The sequence below is a fragment of the Desulfoferrobacter suflitae genome (assembly GCF_022603395.1).
Lineage (GTDB): Bacteria > Desulfobacterota > Syntrophobacteria > Syntrophobacterales > Syntrophobacteraceae > Desulfoferrobacter > Desulfoferrobacter suflitae.
The window spans coordinates 22,196-37,759 of record NZ_JAIBKA010000008.1; the positions used below are offsets into that span (position 1 = coordinate 22,196).

The 15,564-nt window shown below is 53.7% G+C and carries 14 protein-coding genes; 6 read left to right on the plus strand and 8 right to left on the minus strand.

The window, feature by feature from the left end; all coding sequences use genetic code 11:
- Window positions 1-55: 55 nt before the first annotated feature.
- The 5 genes from lnt to K1V27_RS14475 form a co-directional block, all read right to left on the minus strand.
- The gene (gene lnt / locus K1V27_RS14455) at window positions 56-1,591 is read right to left on the minus strand and encodes an apolipoprotein N-acyltransferase (protein ID WP_258930755.1); all 1,536 of its coding nucleotides are present in this window, start codon (window positions 1,589-1,591) and stop codon (window positions 56-58) included.
- 185 nt (window positions 1,592-1,776) lie between these two features.
- Window positions 1,777-2,652: a hemolysin family protein gene (locus K1V27_RS14460; RefSeq protein ID WP_258930756.1), complete on the minus strand. Its 876-nt coding sequence runs from the start codon at window positions 2,650-2,652 to the stop codon at window positions 1,777-1,779.
- A 181-nt stretch (window positions 2,653-2,833) separates the two neighbouring features.
- Window positions 2,834-4,036, minus strand: coding sequence for an ISL3 family transposase (locus K1V27_RS14465; protein ID WP_309574017.1), 1,203 nt, complete (start codon window positions 4,034-4,036; stop codon window positions 2,834-2,836).
- A gap of 225 nt (window positions 4,037-4,261) precedes the next feature.
- Complete coding sequence (gene speD / locus K1V27_RS14470; protein WP_258930757.1) at window positions 4,262-4,711, minus strand: adenosylmethionine decarboxylase; 450 nt, start codon at window positions 4,709-4,711, stop codon at window positions 4,262-4,264.
- A 445-nt stretch (window positions 4,712-5,156) separates the two neighbouring features.
- Window positions 5,157-6,155, minus strand: a complete 999-nt coding sequence (locus K1V27_RS14475; RefSeq protein WP_258930758.1) for a GGDEF domain-containing response regulator — start codon at window positions 6,153-6,155, stop codon at window positions 5,157-5,159.
- Window positions 6,156-6,464: 309 nt separating this feature from the next.
- Here K1V27_RS14475 and K1V27_RS14480 point away from each other — a divergent pair, with 309 nt between their 5' ends.
- Window positions 6,465-7,316, plus strand: a complete 852-nt coding sequence (locus K1V27_RS14480; protein WP_258930759.1) for an NAD(+)/NADH kinase — start codon at window positions 6,465-6,467, stop codon at window positions 7,314-7,316.
- A 9-nt stretch (window positions 7,317-7,325) separates the two neighbouring features.
- Here K1V27_RS14480 and K1V27_RS14485 read toward each other — a convergent pair whose 3' ends face one another.
- Window positions 7,326-8,204, minus strand: a complete 879-nt coding sequence (locus K1V27_RS14485; protein ID WP_258930760.1) for a radical SAM protein — start codon at window positions 8,202-8,204, stop codon at window positions 7,326-7,328.
- A gap of 254 nt (window positions 8,205-8,458) precedes the next feature.
- Here K1V27_RS14485 and K1V27_RS14490 point away from each other — a divergent pair, with 254 nt between their 5' ends.
- The 5 genes from K1V27_RS14490 (at window position 8,459) to K1V27_RS14510 (ending at window position 13,025) form a co-directional block, all read left to right on the plus strand.
- Complete coding sequence (locus tag K1V27_RS14490; protein ID WP_258930761.1) at window positions 8,459-9,412, plus strand: PP-loop family protein; 954 nt, start codon at window positions 8,459-8,461, stop codon at window positions 9,410-9,412.
- A gap of 5 nt (window positions 9,413-9,417) precedes the next feature.
- The gene (locus K1V27_RS14495) at window positions 9,418-10,338 is read left to right on the plus strand and encodes a ribonuclease Z (RefSeq protein WP_258930762.1); all 921 of its coding nucleotides are present in this window, start codon (window positions 9,418-9,420) and stop codon (window positions 10,336-10,338) included.
- A gap of 212 nt (window positions 10,339-10,550) precedes the next feature.
- The gene (locus K1V27_RS14500; RefSeq protein WP_258930763.1) at window positions 10,551-11,105 is read left to right on the plus strand and encodes a GNAT family N-acetyltransferase; all 555 of its coding nucleotides are present in this window, start codon (window positions 10,551-10,553) and stop codon (window positions 11,103-11,105) included.
- Window positions 11,095-12,207 carry a M20 family metallopeptidase gene (locus K1V27_RS14505; RefSeq protein ID WP_258930764.1) on the plus strand — a complete coding sequence of 371 codons (1,113 nt, stop codon included), beginning with the start codon at window positions 11,095-11,097 and terminating at the stop codon, window positions 12,205-12,207. The genes K1V27_RS14500 and K1V27_RS14505 overlap by 11 nt, the downstream gene beginning before the upstream one ends.
- 227 nt (window positions 12,208-12,434) lie before the next feature.
- Window positions 12,435-13,025, plus strand: a complete 591-nt coding sequence (locus K1V27_RS14510; protein WP_258930765.1) for a chalcone isomerase family protein — start codon at window positions 12,435-12,437, stop codon at window positions 13,023-13,025.
- A gap of 31 nt (window positions 13,026-13,056) precedes the next feature.
- Here K1V27_RS14510 and K1V27_RS14515 read toward each other — a convergent pair whose 3' ends face one another.
- Both K1V27_RS14515 and K1V27_RS14520 read right to left on the minus strand, forming a co-directional pair.
- Window positions 13,057-13,440: a hypothetical protein gene (locus K1V27_RS14515; protein ID WP_258930766.1), complete on the minus strand. Its 384-nt coding sequence runs from the start codon at window positions 13,438-13,440 to the stop codon at window positions 13,057-13,059.
- A 103-nt stretch (window positions 13,441-13,543) separates the two neighbouring features.
- Window positions 13,544-15,463, minus strand: coding sequence for an ATP-binding response regulator (locus K1V27_RS14520; protein WP_258930767.1), 1,920 nt, complete (start codon window positions 15,461-15,463; stop codon window positions 13,544-13,546).
- Between the last annotated feature and the right edge of the window lie 101 nt (window positions 15,464-15,564).

Genomic DNA, 15,564 nt, shown 5'->3' on the forward strand with positions numbered 1-15,564 from the left:
ATGGTTTTGAGTTGTCGCACAAAATTATACACTCTTATGGTCGCGCGTGAATCTTTCATCCCTTCGCAGCTCCGTGGCGAATTCTTGTCCGACCGACGGGCGCAGCGCACAGCACACACAAGGCGGTCAAAACGCACAGCCAGGCAAAAAGATCACCCCATCGGCGATAAAATGTTTCAACCTTCAAGGGGTGGACCGATGCCACCAGGTAGCCCCTCTCGCCCAGCGGAATGGTGCCCAGGGGTTTTCCGGTGGCGTCAAAAATCGCGCTGATCCCCGTGTTGGCGCAGCGTATCAGAGGAACACGAAATTCAATCGCGCGCCAGGAGGCCATATCTTTATGCTGGTGAGGCGCACTGCTCTGGCCGAACCAGGCATCATTAGTGATGTTCACAAGGCATGTGGCACCTTCGTCGACCGCCCTGCGCGCAAGGTAAGGGAATATGGCCTCGTAGCAGATGAGCATGCCGATTTCATGGTCATCAATCTTCATCGGGGACCGATCCGTGCCCGCCGCAAAGTTGCCGGCGGCCTCCACCAGCTTGTGCACAAAGAAGAGCACCCTCTGATAGGGCACATACTCGCCAAAGGGCACCAGGTGCTGCTTGGCGTAATCCGCCCTGACGCGGCCGGCAGGATCGACCAGGTACGCCGAATTGAGCAGCCGCGGCTCGCCGTCGATCACTTTGGCGGAAGGACTGCCAAAGAGCACCGGGACGCCGAGCTCGGCTATGATCTCATGCAGTTGTCCGGTCAGCCGCGGTTCTCTCCCGTAGAAGAAGGGAACCGCGGTTTCCGGCCAGACGATCAGGTCCGGGCTCGGGTTGTGCCGCACCGCATCCAAAGAGAGTTGCCGGTAGCGACTCAGGGTTTCCTGCTGATAGAGCGGGTCCCACTTGTGAGCCTGATCGATATTTCCCTGAGCTACCGCCACAGTCCAGGGTGCCACATGACGCTGCAAGTCCTCGACGGCACCCAAGCGCCACGATCCATACAGCACGGTCACGACGAGACAGATGCCAAAGATACCTAAACCGATGCGGGAACGCCGCCGCACGAAGGCCACCATGGCGGTGTTGCCCAGCACAACCAGCCAACTGATCCCGTAAACCCCGGTAACATCAGCGATTTGAATGAGGCGGGGAAAGGCTGTCTGGGTGTAACCCAGGTTGGCCCAGGGAAAACCGGTCAGCAGATGCGCCCTGATCCATTCCAGGGTGACCCAAACGGCGGGCAGCCCCAGGATCCACAACCACGGACGGTGTTCCAACCGGTGCGCCGCCAAGGCGAAAAGGGCCGGATAAACGGCCAGATAACAGCACAGCAAAAGGAGCACCAAAACAGCCAGCAGCAGGGGAAGCCCGCCGTAATAATGGACGACATAGCGGATCCAGTAGAGTGCCGTGAGATAATGGACCAGGCCGCAGATAAATCCGAGAACGAGAGTCTGTCTGGTGCTCCTGCCCTGCACTGCGACAAACAATGGAACGAGCGCGAACCAGGCTAACAGAGACACATTCAACCCGGGAAACCCCAGTGTCAGCAATGTGCCGCTCAAGATGCTCAACAGTGCAGCCAACCACATATTCATTCAGCTTTCCAGGTCCGCCCGTTCCCCGCCACGGCACCCCATATCGAACCACGTCTGGGCGATGTCTGCCGGTATTGAATCAAATGGGTTTGACGGCTGAATTTGCCGCGGGATTGAAAAGAGTGCGGTGCATGACCTGGTCGCGCTCCCCGCTCTCTCATGCGAATAAGCGACGGAAATCGACCTCAGTTCAAGGATTCCCGTGACGAGACAGGCTCAAGGTCTTGCCGGTCTAAGTTGCGTACGTGAACTTTTTCTATCTTTCGACTGTTTGCAGCTTCAATCACCATTTCGATATTCTTGTATTCGATTCGTTCGCCGACCTCCGGAACCCTTCCCAGAAGACTGATGATGAATCCACCTACGGATTCAAACTTGCCTTCAGGAAACTCCACTTTCAAATAGTCTTCCAACTCTTCAACATCCAGGCGAGCATTGACGGTTATCGATCCATCCTCATTGTCCGCAATGAGCCTTTCCTCGGCGTCGTATTCATCCATCACCTCACCGATGATCTCTTCGATAATGTCTTCGAGGGTCAAGATTCCAGCCGTCCCGCCGTACTCATCAATGACAACCGCCATGTGCGACTTCTTGTCGCGTAAATCTTTTAACACCTCGCTGATCTTCTTTGTCTCCGGGATGAAGAAAGGAGCTCGCATCTTGTCGCAGATATCCGCGGTATCGCTGCCCCAGTAGCTGAGAAGATCCTTGGCGTGTAAAATTCCTACAATGTTATCGACATTTTCCCGATAAATGGGAATGCGCGAATGACCGCTCTCTACAATGAGTGCGATGATGTCAGGCAGGGTCACTTCTTCCGCACGCGCGCACACCACCTCGGTGCGCGGCACCATGATCTCGCGCGCGATAGTATCGCGGAAGGAAAAGATCCCCTGGATCATCTCCCCTTCATCTTCGGAGATGAGCCCGCGTTCCTCTCCCTCATCAATCAGTTGCTGGATCTCTTTTTCTACATCTGCCGGGGCATCGATCCGGGCAAGCCGGCGGAAGAACATTCTGAGCCAGTGTTGAAAGCCTATGGCCGAGTCATCTTCCAAGGTTAAACTCTTTCTCGCACGCTGGCTGACGGGCATGGCACCTCGTCAGGTCTGCTAAGTTAATAGCTTTGTTACCATATTTACCATGATTTAGTGTACCAGGACAATGGGGTATTGTCTATAAAAATATAGCGGATGGTGCGCCCGCGCTGATCGGTCCAGCCGGCCTGCGCATTGGGGTTCATCCGGTTAATGAGTACCTCTGGGTGTGGAGATGATAGAGTCGCAATTTAAAGTAGACCATATCTCGGAACCCATACGCCTGCCTTTTAAGGGTTTTGATTTTGTTGTTGGTTCCTTCGACAACGGCACTGGTGATAGAATATTTAAAATAGTTGAGAAGCCCTGTTTTGTAGCCAGCCAGAGTTTTGGCCACCTTGGCAAGGGGGCCGATTCCAGATTGCATGGCATCCTTAATCCACACTTCAAGGAAGCTCTTTGCACTGTCAAAGTCCTCGTCCCAAAAGAGTCGCAACTGTTCTTTCATGGAATGAGCAATGAAAAGGGGGTGATTGGCCTTAAGGAGGGCATCAAGTCGGGCCTTGCGATCAGGCTCAAGGGAATCATAGTTTCTCAAGAGTAGGAAGCGATTCCCTTTGAGAGCTTTTTGTCCGAGGTTGTCCAATTCTCTTTGCTGGCCTCTTCGGATTTCATCAATGGCCTGGTTCATGAGAGCCGATACGTGGTAACGGTCAAAGACAATATCAACATGAGGCAGCCACCCACGTACAGCAGAATAATAACTTCCGCTCATGTCCATGGCGATCGCAGTGAGTTTCTTTGCCTTTTTGGAGAGCTTTTCGATGAAGGGTTGGATCTTTTCTTTACTTCTGCCTTCAACGGCATGCAGAATTCTTCCATCCTCGATATTGACGAAAATGGTCATGTATTCATGGCCCTTTCTTATGCTGAACTCATCAATTCCAAGGTATTTGACTTTATGCAAGGGAACCGACCTGTAGAGCAAAGAGAGGCGCTCCTTGTGGATCTGTTTGACAAGATCCCAGCCCACTGCCAGGTACTCCGCGACCGAACGGATGGTGCCGAACTTCAAAAGATCCAAAGCTGTCAGTGCGAAGGACCTGACATAACGGTGTTTGCCATCCATAAAGGGCAGAGTGGGCCACCAAAGATGTCCGCACCTGAGGCATTTGAGTCGGTGGAGCAAAAGGTCCAAGAAGCACCTCTTCCTTCCAATGGGACTCATACGCAGAAGTCTTCTTTTCTGGCCTTTGAAGCTGGCTTTTCGATTTCTGCATTCTGGACATCTCACATATTGATCTGTCATTCGGGCATTGATGTAAATACAATCTCCCAAAAAGTGAGTGGATTCATAGTGAATACCCTTCAGACCGAAAGCATGGTAAAGTATGGATGTGGACATGGCTTGATTTCCCCTCCCGTTGTTCGATCACAGTCAAACAACTGGGGTTATTGCCATGTCCATTTTCTTTTTTCAACTCCGGGTACTCATTAACCGGATGAACCCGCATTGGCAGGCATAACCAGCTTGCGGCTAAGGTTGGCAGCCACGGCCCAAATCAACAATGGGGTCCCGGCCGCGCGTCAACCAGGACCCCACCACTGTGATAGCGTGTTGTGGCTGCTGTTATCTTGAGCGCTGCATGAGCATTCGGTCCATGCGAACCACTTGCGCAGATTCGCGAAGCGTATTGGGGAATTCCTGGCCGCGGTCGAGAACCTTCATCTCATATTTCTGAATCCGAAACTGCTGTTTGACATGCTCAACGGCCTGCTCCGTGTCGAAAGGCTTGCAGGAAAACATGTCCAGGCTGAGATAATATTTTTCCGGAAACGTGTGCAGGCTGATATGACTCTCAGCAATCAGCACAAACCCGGACACGCCCCAGTCATCAGGCACCGCGCCACTGTAACGAAAAACGTAGGGGGGCATGATCTTTGTCATGTCCATCTGCTCCGGATATTCATCAAGGAACTGATAAATCCCATTGATGTCCTCCAGAACCGATCGATCGCAACCGTACCCATCCACCATCAAGTGGACCCCAAAACCGAATTCAGGTTTGCCCATGCCCATGGCAGTCACCTCCTGTCTCTGCTACGAGAGCCTCTTGACTCTCTGTATCCACTATTCTGCCGCCCAACACCTGGAGATGCCACCGCGCGACTTCGAAAAGCGTTGCAGGGCCTTAACTCAGCTAATGGAATTTTGCGGGACTCGCCATCCTTACGTGGAATGGCAACCGAACTCAAAACATCCCACCCACGAGAATCGAGCCGTAAAGCTAACCAAAGCCAACTCTTTCGTCAACCTCACACACGCTCGGTTATGTTCGCGAGCCATCCTGCTTGAAAAGTCAATTTTCGATGAATTCTCAATTGTTTAACCAAAGAAATCAGGACCCGCGCCGAAAGTGTGCCCTATATAAAGTACCCGTGTGGATGGTGTCAAGAGAAATAAAAGGAAAAATGGAGGTGCATTGCCGTGCCAAAACAATCTCGGATGGGTAACGGGAAAACGCTCAGGAACTTCCCAGGGAAGAACGGACGGCATCAGGTGGGCGCGCGCTTACCTGTTGGGCCCCATCGTAATGAATGCTGTCTCCACCCAGTTGGTTTTTTACGTAATACAAGGCACAATCGGCACGGTGGATCATGTTCCGAATGTCCTCGTCAATGCTGTCGGTTTTGTTCTGGAAAAGCGCCATCCCGATGGACAGGGATGTAGGATGCAGTCCCTGCCGGTTGTATTTTGTCCGGATGCGGTACGCCACCTTGAGCGCCTGATCCACAGCCGCCTGGTCACTGCCATTGAGGGAAGTCACCAGCACCGTGAATTCATCTCCCCCAAAGCGAAAGGCTGAATCCACCTGATCTCGAATGGACGAGCTCAAAATATCAGCCAGCATGACCAACAGGCTGTCCCCCGCGTTGTGGCCATGACGATCGTTGTATTCCTTGAAATGGTCTATGTCGATGTACAACAGAAATATCGAGCTGTCATAGCGCAAAGCCCTGATGACCTCGCGCTTCACCACTTTGTGAAAATATCGGCGGTTGTAGAGACCCGTCAAATGGTCGCGCACCGCCAGACGTTCCAGTTCCTTGAGCAGGGTCCGTTCACGGATGATACGATTGACCTTGGCTTCCAATTCATCCAAGGTGAACGGCTTGGTAATGAAATCAACAGCGCCGGCTGCAACCACATCGGTATATTTATACTGCATGCTGTGCCCGGTGATGGCGATGATGGCCGGAGCGTTCTTGATGTCGCTCACGATATGCTGAATGAGCTCCATGCCATCCATCACGGGCATGTCCATGTCTGCGATGACAATAGAAAATCGATCATTTCGCAGAAGCTTCAGGGCCTCTTCGCCGTTTTCAGCGGTAACCACCCGATGCCCCAGAAAAGTAAGGGCTTCAGCAAGAAACTCACAGACCTGCTCATCGTCATCCACCACCAGGATGCTCTGCGTAACGGCAGGCTGCATCAACACATCGTTTTCCATCGTCGTCATATGAAGCACATCCTGAGCACAGTTCACTGCCCCAGCGTGTCCGCGATGCAGCGGACGCGAGGTGCAGGTCGGGTTGAGTCATGCGTTTAGCGTGACTCAACCCGACGCCCATTTTACTGGATTTCGTACCTCAACCCAGCCTGCTTGGAAGCCAAAATCATTTTCGTGAACAGTATACGAGCAAAATTGGAACGATTAGACTAAATCAGTGGAGACTTTTTGACAATCTTTTTCATTGCTTTTTCATTGCTTTTTGGCACCGCGTCTGCCTATGATTCAAAACTTGAAGCCGCCCTCCGGAGGATAAGCATGCAGCATGTCGCCATCATCTACAAGCGTTCACGCCCGGACGCCGAAAAACTGGCAAACCGTCTCAGAGCCTGGTTTGAACGGCAGCACATCGAGGTTTTCTGCGCCCAGAACATTGATGATTCCGACCTGGCCTGTGGTCATGAGAGGATTGATATTCCGCATAACGCCGAACTTGCCGTGGTGCTGGGCGGTGACGGTACCCTTCTGAGCGTGGCGCGATTCCTGGAAGACCGCGCCACTCCCATAGTCGGAGTCAATTTGGGTGGATTGGGATTTCTGACCGAAATCAGCAAAGAAACCTGTTACCGCGAATTGCAGACCATCCTTGACGGCAATTACGAGATTGAGGAACGCATGCGCCTGCAGGTGTCCAGCCGGCGCGACGGCAAAGAAATTTTTCGTCAAAGCGTGCTCAACGATGTGGTCATAAACAAAGGTGCTCTGGCAAGAATCATCGACGTCAAGATCAGCATCGATGATCGTTATCTGACGCACTACCGGGCAGACGGCCTTATTGTTGCCACACCCACCGGTTCCACGGCCTACAACCTGTCCGCAGGCGGACCGATCGTGTATCCCACCTCGCACTGTACGGTTTTGACACCCATTTGCCCCTTCACTCTGACCAATCGCCCTATCATTCTGCCCTCCCAGGTTGTCATTCAAGTGGAACTGGGAGAGCGCATTAAGGATGTCAGTCTGACCTGTGACGGCCAGGTGGGATGTGAGTTGTTTTCATCGGACAAAATCTTGATATCTGCCGCTCCCAATCCCCTCAGCCTGATCAAAACCCCTACCATAGACTACTTTGAAATCCTGCGAACCAAATTGAAATGGGGCCAATACTAACTCCGCAACTCACAACGCCCTCGCCCACTCGGGCCGCAGCTGAACATCTCCCTGCAGAGCCCTGTCGATAAGCTCCAAAGCCTTGTCTTTGTCTGCAGGCATCTTAACCTTGAGGGCCAAATAGTTGGACGCATGGTTGGACAGGAACAGCCCGCGCGTGAGGTTCGTGCAGGCAAGCATTTCTCGCAGTTCGCGCAACAATTCGGGCAGTTCCATGAGGCGAAATTCTCCCCGCCTGACCTGCTCTGCCAATTCGGTATTGGGCAGAATCATGAGCGTCAGCACGCCGACGTAATTCGGGTCCATCGCCGAAAGCACTTCACCGGTGGCGCGGGCGTGCTGCAGGGAACGCTCCAGGCCGGCAATGCCCAGCAGTGCCGTGACCGAAAGCTTGATCCCCGCTGCCCGTATCCTTTGTCCGGCTTCAATCATGCGCTCGCGTGACACACCCTTGTGGATGTCCTGCAACACCTGTGCATCCCCACTCTCCAAGCCGAGGTAGACGATGCCGAGACCCAGGTCGCGCAATTCTTCGAGCTCCTGTGAGCTCTTGCGCAAGATACTTTTAGCATTGCCATAGAGCCCGACTCTTTGTATCCACGGCATTTTTTCACGTATTCGGCTGAGAATTTGGGTCAGCCTGGCTTGAGGCAGGATGAGCGCATCGCCATCGGTGATAAACAGCCGTTTTAAAAAACGAAAGTTTTCCGCCGCATAGTCAATGTCCTGATCGATAACGGCGGCGTCTTTGATTTTGAAGCGAACCCCTTTATAGGTACCGCAGAAGGTACACTTATTGTGCGAACAGCCCACCGTAACCTGTAATAATATGCTGTCGGCCTCGCTCGGAGGCCGTATGATCATTCCCTCGTAATGCATTCCGTGCATCGCCCTATTTGAACTCCTTTCGCAACTGTTGTGTTTTGCTGAATTGCTCCCTGTTTGCGCTTCCACCAGGCGGCGACATGCCGTGACACGTGCCTGACACTCTACACCCGCGGTTTGCTCAATCCTATCCCACTTGTCTATGCAAGAACAAGGGGAGTTCCACCGGATTTCATTGGTCTTTGTCTATCGCCGCGATATTCGATATAGTACGCCCTCACCTGCAAGGTGTAGCGGTGGAAAGGAAAAAAAGAAACATGAAGGACGTTTTTGCAGAATTTCCAGCGGGCGCCAAGTGCACACGCTGCCGGCAACATCCCAACATACGGCTCACAAGCCATCACACCATCCTCTGTTGCAGCTGCTTTCTGCACTATTTCAGGACAGCCGTACGGCGCGCCATGAAAAAGTTCCCCATTGAACGCGATCAGCCCATCCTCATCGCAGTCTCGGGGGGCAAGGATTCACTGGCCCTTTGGGCGGCCCTGAACGAACTCGGGTACGTCACCAAAGGGATCCATCTGGACCTGGGGATCGGTGATTTTTCCAAGTCCTCGATTGACACCGTGGAAAAATTTGCTGCAGACAGAAACCTCAACTGGTCGCACTATTCTGTTGCTGCCGCTCTGGGATTCACCCTGCCCGAAATTCAGCAGCGCACAAGGCGCGCCATCTGCTCCATTTGTGGAACCATCAAGCGGCAGCTGATCAATCGTTTCTCGGTAAATGAGGGTTTCCACAATCTGGCCATGGGGCACAACCTGGACGATGAAGCGGGGCGACTGCTTGGAAACCTGGTTCGCCACCGCACTCAGTATCTGGACAGGCAGTATCCCTATCTTCCTTCCACCCATGCACGCCTGCCTGCTAAATTGAAACCGTTATATCGACTCGAAGCTAAAGAAATCAGAACCTACTGCAAATTGATGCATATTCTTCCCCTCGAGATGGAATGCCCCTTTTCCAAGGGTGCGACCAGCCGGACTTTCCAGGAAGCCCTGTCGTTTCTGGAAGATAAGATGCCGGGCACCAAGCGGGATTTTCTATACACGTTCATCGACCGCAGAAAGCCGCCCCAACTGGAATCGGCATTCCAGGCATGCAGAGTGTGTGGAGAGCCGTCGTACGGGGAATACTGCAGCGTATGCAATATCCTGCGACGGATGAGGGGCCGCGCTGAAGCCAACGGATACCATGAGGTGCGGGAGTAGATCTGGTGGATTGCATTTTGCTTGGAACCGGTGGAATGGCGCCTTTGCCGCAGCGTTTGCTGTGCTCTCTTGCGGTGCGGCTCAACGGCCGCATCTATCTGTTTGATGCCGGTGAGGGAAACCAGCTGGGGTGGAAGAAGACGCGACTCGGCATGCGCGGTCTTGGACTCATCGCGGTATCCCATCTGCATGCGGATCATTGCCTGGGCATCCCCGGCCTGATGATGCTGCGAGCGCAAATGGAGGACCCTGATCCACTGACGATCCTGGGTCCTCCGGGAATCGCCGAGTTTGTCAACCAGAACCAAAAACTGCTGGATTTTTACACCAACTATGCAGTGCATGTTGTGGAATGGTCCGGCCACTCTGACGAACTTGCTTATCAGGACGAGCAGGTGCGGCTTTACTGGCGGCCTCTGCTGCACACGCGTTTTTGTCTGGGGTATCGGCTGGAGGAAGTCGAACGGCCCGGTCGATTCAGTCCTGAGCGGGCAAGAGCTCTGGGCATTCCGCAAGGGCCCTTGTGGAGCAGAATTCAGAAGGGAGAAAGGGTGGCCGGCGAAAGCGGCCGCCTGATATCTCCTGAACAAGTCATGGGGCCCGCAAGAAGGGGAAGGCATATCGCCTACATCGTCGATACCCGTACCACCAAAAATATCTACCGGCTGTGCAATGAGGTCGATATGGCGTTCATAGAGGGGATGTTCCTGCCGGAGCACGCCCGGCATGCGGAGACCAAGGGCCATTTGACGGTAACCGAAGCAGCGCGTATTGCCGGACGCGCCCGTGTCGGTCGTGCGGTTCTGATTCACATCAGTCCGCGCTATGATCAATCCCAGCTGGATGAACTGGAATCCGCAGCCAGAAAGCGTTTCGACAGGATTCAGGTGGGCAGGGATCTGGATACTTTCACTGTTCTGCTTTAGTGATAGAGCATCGTCCATGATTGAGGTATAATTGTTGAGGAGGAAAAGCCCACTATGGCCCGGTCAGGACGTTTTTGAAAGTACGGCGACTACAAGCGCAAAGCAAAGTTGCGCAGCGCGGCCATACATCGAATCAGAGGAAGACGTCTTAGCCGCCGGTCAGAGGGGCGCAGACTTGCAAAAACAACCGACAGCTTGAACAACGCATAGCCATGAAATCAGCTGAAGATTCCGAAGACAAAAACAGAAAGGTATATGTGGCCGTAAGGCCGATGGATATCGATGACCTGGCAACCGTCTTTCATCTGGGTGAAAGGCTTTTTACCGCCAAGGAGGTGCCCAATTTATATCGTACCTGGGACGATTTCGAGGTGATTGACCTGTTCCATTCTGATTCTGAATTCTGCCTGGTTGCCGAAGCGGACGATCGCATTGTCGGTTTTGCTTTGGGGACCACCCTGACCAAGAGTCGGTCGGCGTGGAAATACGGGCATCTGTTTTGGCTTGGGGTGGATCCCGATCATCATGGTCAGGGAATCGCATCGAAACTGTTTCATCGTTTTCGCGACCTGATGATTGCCGAAGGCGTGAGAATCCTGCTGGTGGACACAGAGGCGGATAACCTGCCGGCACTGCACTTTTTCCGCAAGATGGGCTTTGGCAATCCACAGGAGCACATCTATCTCTCCCTCAACCTGGACCCACAACTGCGGCAGTTGCGGGAAAGAAAGGCGACCTCGAGATACAGGCTGCACGATGAGGAATAGTGCCCATCCAATCATTAAGCCTGAACGGCTGCGCAATCTACTGCGCCGGCTCATCAACATTTACAGCCCCTCCGGCAAAGAGGAAGAAGTGCTTGACTTCCTGCAGGGCTACCTGCGGCGCAGCGGATTGCCGATAGCCGTTCAGCCGGTGGATGGCGCACGACGCAATTTGTTGGTAGTGCCGGAAGATGTCGAAATTCGACTGGCCTTCATCGGACACGTGGATACTGTTGTGGCGTATGATTTGGACAACTACGGCTACGAAGAGGAAGCGGATACGATCATCGGTCTTGGCGCCGCTGACATGAAGAGTGGCTGTGCAGCAATGATCGAAGCGTTCCACGCATTTTGGGAAAGCGGCCGCAACCGGCCCCCGGTGGCATTGGCTCTGGTGGTTGGCGAAGAAGAAGAGGGCGATGGAGCCCAAAAGCTGGCCAGAGAATACTACTTCCCCTGGGTGCTGATCGGTGAACCTACGGACCTGCATCCCTGCCTGAGCCACTACGGCTATCTGGAAGCCCACGTCACCACGCGCGGCACGCGTATGCACGCTTCTCTGGCCAACCTGGGACAGAACCCGATCGACTCAATGCTGCGTGTGCTGCTGAAGCTTTCTCACCACATTGAGACTCAGCTCCCCGAAATGGTGTACAACATCCGCGAGCTCAACAGCTCACACGCGGGCTTTGCCGTTCCCGATCGCTGCGATGCCTGGCTGGACCTGCATCTGCCTCCCACCGCCGCCATTGGTGAGATCACTCTCGGACTCGAGCAGGTCCTTTTGCAGGAACGTGAAGAAAACGAGAACTTTGACGGCACTCTGCGCTTTGCCACAATTCATGCCGGATACGAGCTGCCGGAAAAATGGCCCACGGTGGAAGCACTCAAACAGGTATTTGCAAAGAATTCCCTGCCCTGGAAACCTCAGGCGTTCCGCAGCCACTCCGATGCCAATTTGCTTTGGGCTGCCGGAATGAAGCCCGTCATTCTCGGTTCCGGGCAGTTGGAAAAAGCCCATGCGCCGGACGAATCAGTACCTTTCTCCCAGGTCGTCCAGGCTGCCCGGCTGTACCTGGATTTTTTACTGTCTCTGACGGATTAGCTCCCATCGCCGCTCTGGCTCATCGGCTTGAGGGCACTCTGCAGGGCACCAATCCAGTTCTCATTTCCGTGGCTTTGCGCTAGCATGCATAAAAACACTGGCCCGAGGCTCACAATGGAATGGAGACTGCGGGCATGAAAGACAATTGGGATTGACAGGATCAAGCCCGACCCGACGGCCGGCATACGTTCGAGATTGATCCGTACTGCATGAAAAGGAGGCTATCAATGCGGCAACGAGGGAAGTGGAGTCAGTTCTTTCGACTGGGGGTCATGGGTGTTACGGCATTCTTGATCGGTACATCTGCGATCAGCGCAAGGGATTTCAAAGGAGTCTCGTTTCCCGATGAAATGAAAATCGGCCAGGACGTATGCCAATTGACAGGCATTGGCATACGCAAGAAATTTTTTGTAACCGTCTACTATGGAGGACTCTATCTTCAACAGCACACAACGGACAGACGCCGGGTGATTGATATGGAACAGCCCAAGGCGGTGCTCATCCACGTAGTGTACAAAGAAGTTACCGGCCAACAATGGGTGGACGGCTGGAAAGAAGGTTTTGCCGCCAACACCCCCCACCCCGACGCCAAGCTTCAAGAGAAAATCAACACGTTTTTGAGCTGCTTTGACGAACCGGTTAAATCCGGGCAAACCGTCCAGATTTCCTACCTGCCCGACAGGGGAACGGAGGTCATCATCCAGGGCAGGCAGAAAGCCGTCATCCCCGGCCACGATTTCATGGCTGCCCTCTGGAGCATCTGGTTTGGCGAACATCCCGCTTCACAATCGCTCATGGAGGGTATGCTCGGCAAGTGATTCAGCGAGCACGCCCCCCCGGGCGGAACCGCTAACGGACCAGCGCCAGTTGATCACGGATGCGCCTGTAGTCATCCTCCGGCAATTTTTTCAGCGGACTCCGGGAAACGAAATGGATGATTGACTTGACGTCGGGAGAGAAGACTTTCCCGGCCTTCAAGACAGGCGCTTTCATCAAGTATTTGAATTGGCCCCCGAGATCAAACAGCATGTCCACTTCGTCATGATCCTCCAACAGTTGCACCAGGGAGAGATTCACGGCCTGGGCGTGACCTCGCACGCAGCGCTGACCGGCTCGATCCAGGTACACTTCGATGCCGGTATTTTCCAGAACCATGCCGCTTTGGCCAGAGGTCAGCAGAAACGCTTCCTCCGCCGGATAAACACCTTCTTCAATCAAGATTTGATGGGCCATTGTCCACTCCTCAATGTATAACGGATCAGGGGTTCGCCGCTCCCTTGTGCAAAACCATCGCCAGGGCAGTGCGCGGCGGGAGGTGCGGGAACTGCAAACTCCCTCATGCGTTATTCCCGGCATTGATCACTTCCTGCAGGACCCGGTCGAGATCTTCTATCCTGAACGGCTTGCTCACTACGCCTTTGAACCCATAGCAGTGAGCTTCACTCATGACGGGATCTTCCGAATACCCGCTCGACACAATGACTTTGGCAGCAGGATCAATTTGCAGCAAGCGCCCGACGGCCTCTTTTCCGCCCAGCCCATCGGGTACGATCAAATCCATAATGACCGCATCAAACGGCCCTTGCGAATCGATGGCCTCTGCATACCGTCGAATGGCCGTCTCCCCTTCTGCGGCAAATTCAACTTGATACCCAAGGACCTCGAGCATTTCGCCGACGACTTCCCGCACGACTTCCTCGTCGTCCATAACCAGTATCTTCCCCCTGCCCTGCGAACCAGACTCTGCGGTGGCGGCCTTGCCCAGCTCACTCAGCGCGGCGGGAAGATAGAGGCAAAAAGTGGTCCCTTTGCCCAGTTCCGATTCTACCCTGATGCACCCCTTGTGATTCTTGACAATGGAATAGGCAATCGTCAGCCCCAGGCCACTTCCCTTGTGCTTGGTTGTAAAGTACGGATCGAAAATTTTCGGCAGATTCTCCCGGGCTATTCCCTCCCCCTGGTCGGACACCGTTACCTCGACATATTTTCCGGCTGCCACGGGCAGCTCCTGTTTGCCGGTAATGCTGCGATTTGTTGCGGAAATTTGAATGAGGCCGCCTCCCGGCATAGCATGCTGAGAGTTCTTCAACAGATTCTGGATGGCATGAGAAATTTGTCCTTCATCGACATCAACGGGCCAAAGATTGTCATCCGCCCGGATTTCACACTTGACGGCGGGATCCTTCAGAATATTCCTGCTGCATTCCTGCAAGACTTCCGGCAATGAAACGGCCTTTTTCAAAGGCGCACCCCCCCGGGAGAAGGTGAGCAGCTGCAAGGTCAGGTCGCGTGCCCGCATGGCCGATTTTTCCGCTTCCACCAGCTTTGCGTAGGCTTTGTCTTCCTTTTTCAAATACATTTTCGCGAGGGAAACGTTGCCCACGATGGCCGTCAGTATGTTGTTAAAATCATGAGCAATGCCTCCAGCCAACAAGCCGATGGCTTCCATTTTCTGGGCCTGCTGCAATTGTAGCTCCATGAGTTTTTTGTCCGTTATATCACTGACAATGAGAATCGTTCCGAAAACAGAGCCGATCATCGGCAGAAATCTGATGGAGACTTGCTTTTCATTGATTCTTATGGGGGAATCTTCGCCGATCGTCTGCGGTCCGGCGCCGATCCTTTGCAGCGCCCCCGTCACCCGTTCTTGATCAGCATGCGCAAAGTGCTCTACAAACTGCCCTCCCAACAGATCCTCTTCGGAAAGACCCATGATGGTCCGGGCCGTCGAGTTGCAATATATGATGCGCCCCTTAGCGTTCAATTCCAGGATGCCCTCGGCAACGCTTTCCAGAATGACTTCCAAATGTCTCTTGTCCGACAGCAATTCTCGAGTTATCTGTCTGGGCCACATGGCGCCGCCATTTTTCCCCGCGTGACGCACAAGCGCCGACTCGCCGGATTCCAGCACACCCAGGACGCTTTCCTCCATCTCTTTGAAAGTCCGCTTGGCGATACAGGCATCCGCCCCCAGCGCCGCGCAATCGATTTCTTCCTCCAGCGCAACACCGGACAAAATCACCAGCCGAACCCTTTCAAAGTCGGGCATACGGCGTATTATCCTGCAGAGCTTTTTTCCGTCGATGTTGGGCATAATGAGATCAATGAAGATCACATCCGGAATACAGGTCTGCAATAGATCAAGGGCGGAAAGCCCGTCTTCGGCCGTCAAGACTTCATACCCGGCTTTGCTGAGGAGGCCGCTCATGAACTTGAGGATGACCGGATGATTATCGATGACCAGGATTTTCTTCATCTATGCATCTCCAACAGAATTCGCGATCGGCTGCAACAGGAGCCTGCCCGCCCATGGGAAATTCCTCTTCCCCTCCAGGGAGAAGGGGTTCTCGGACCAGG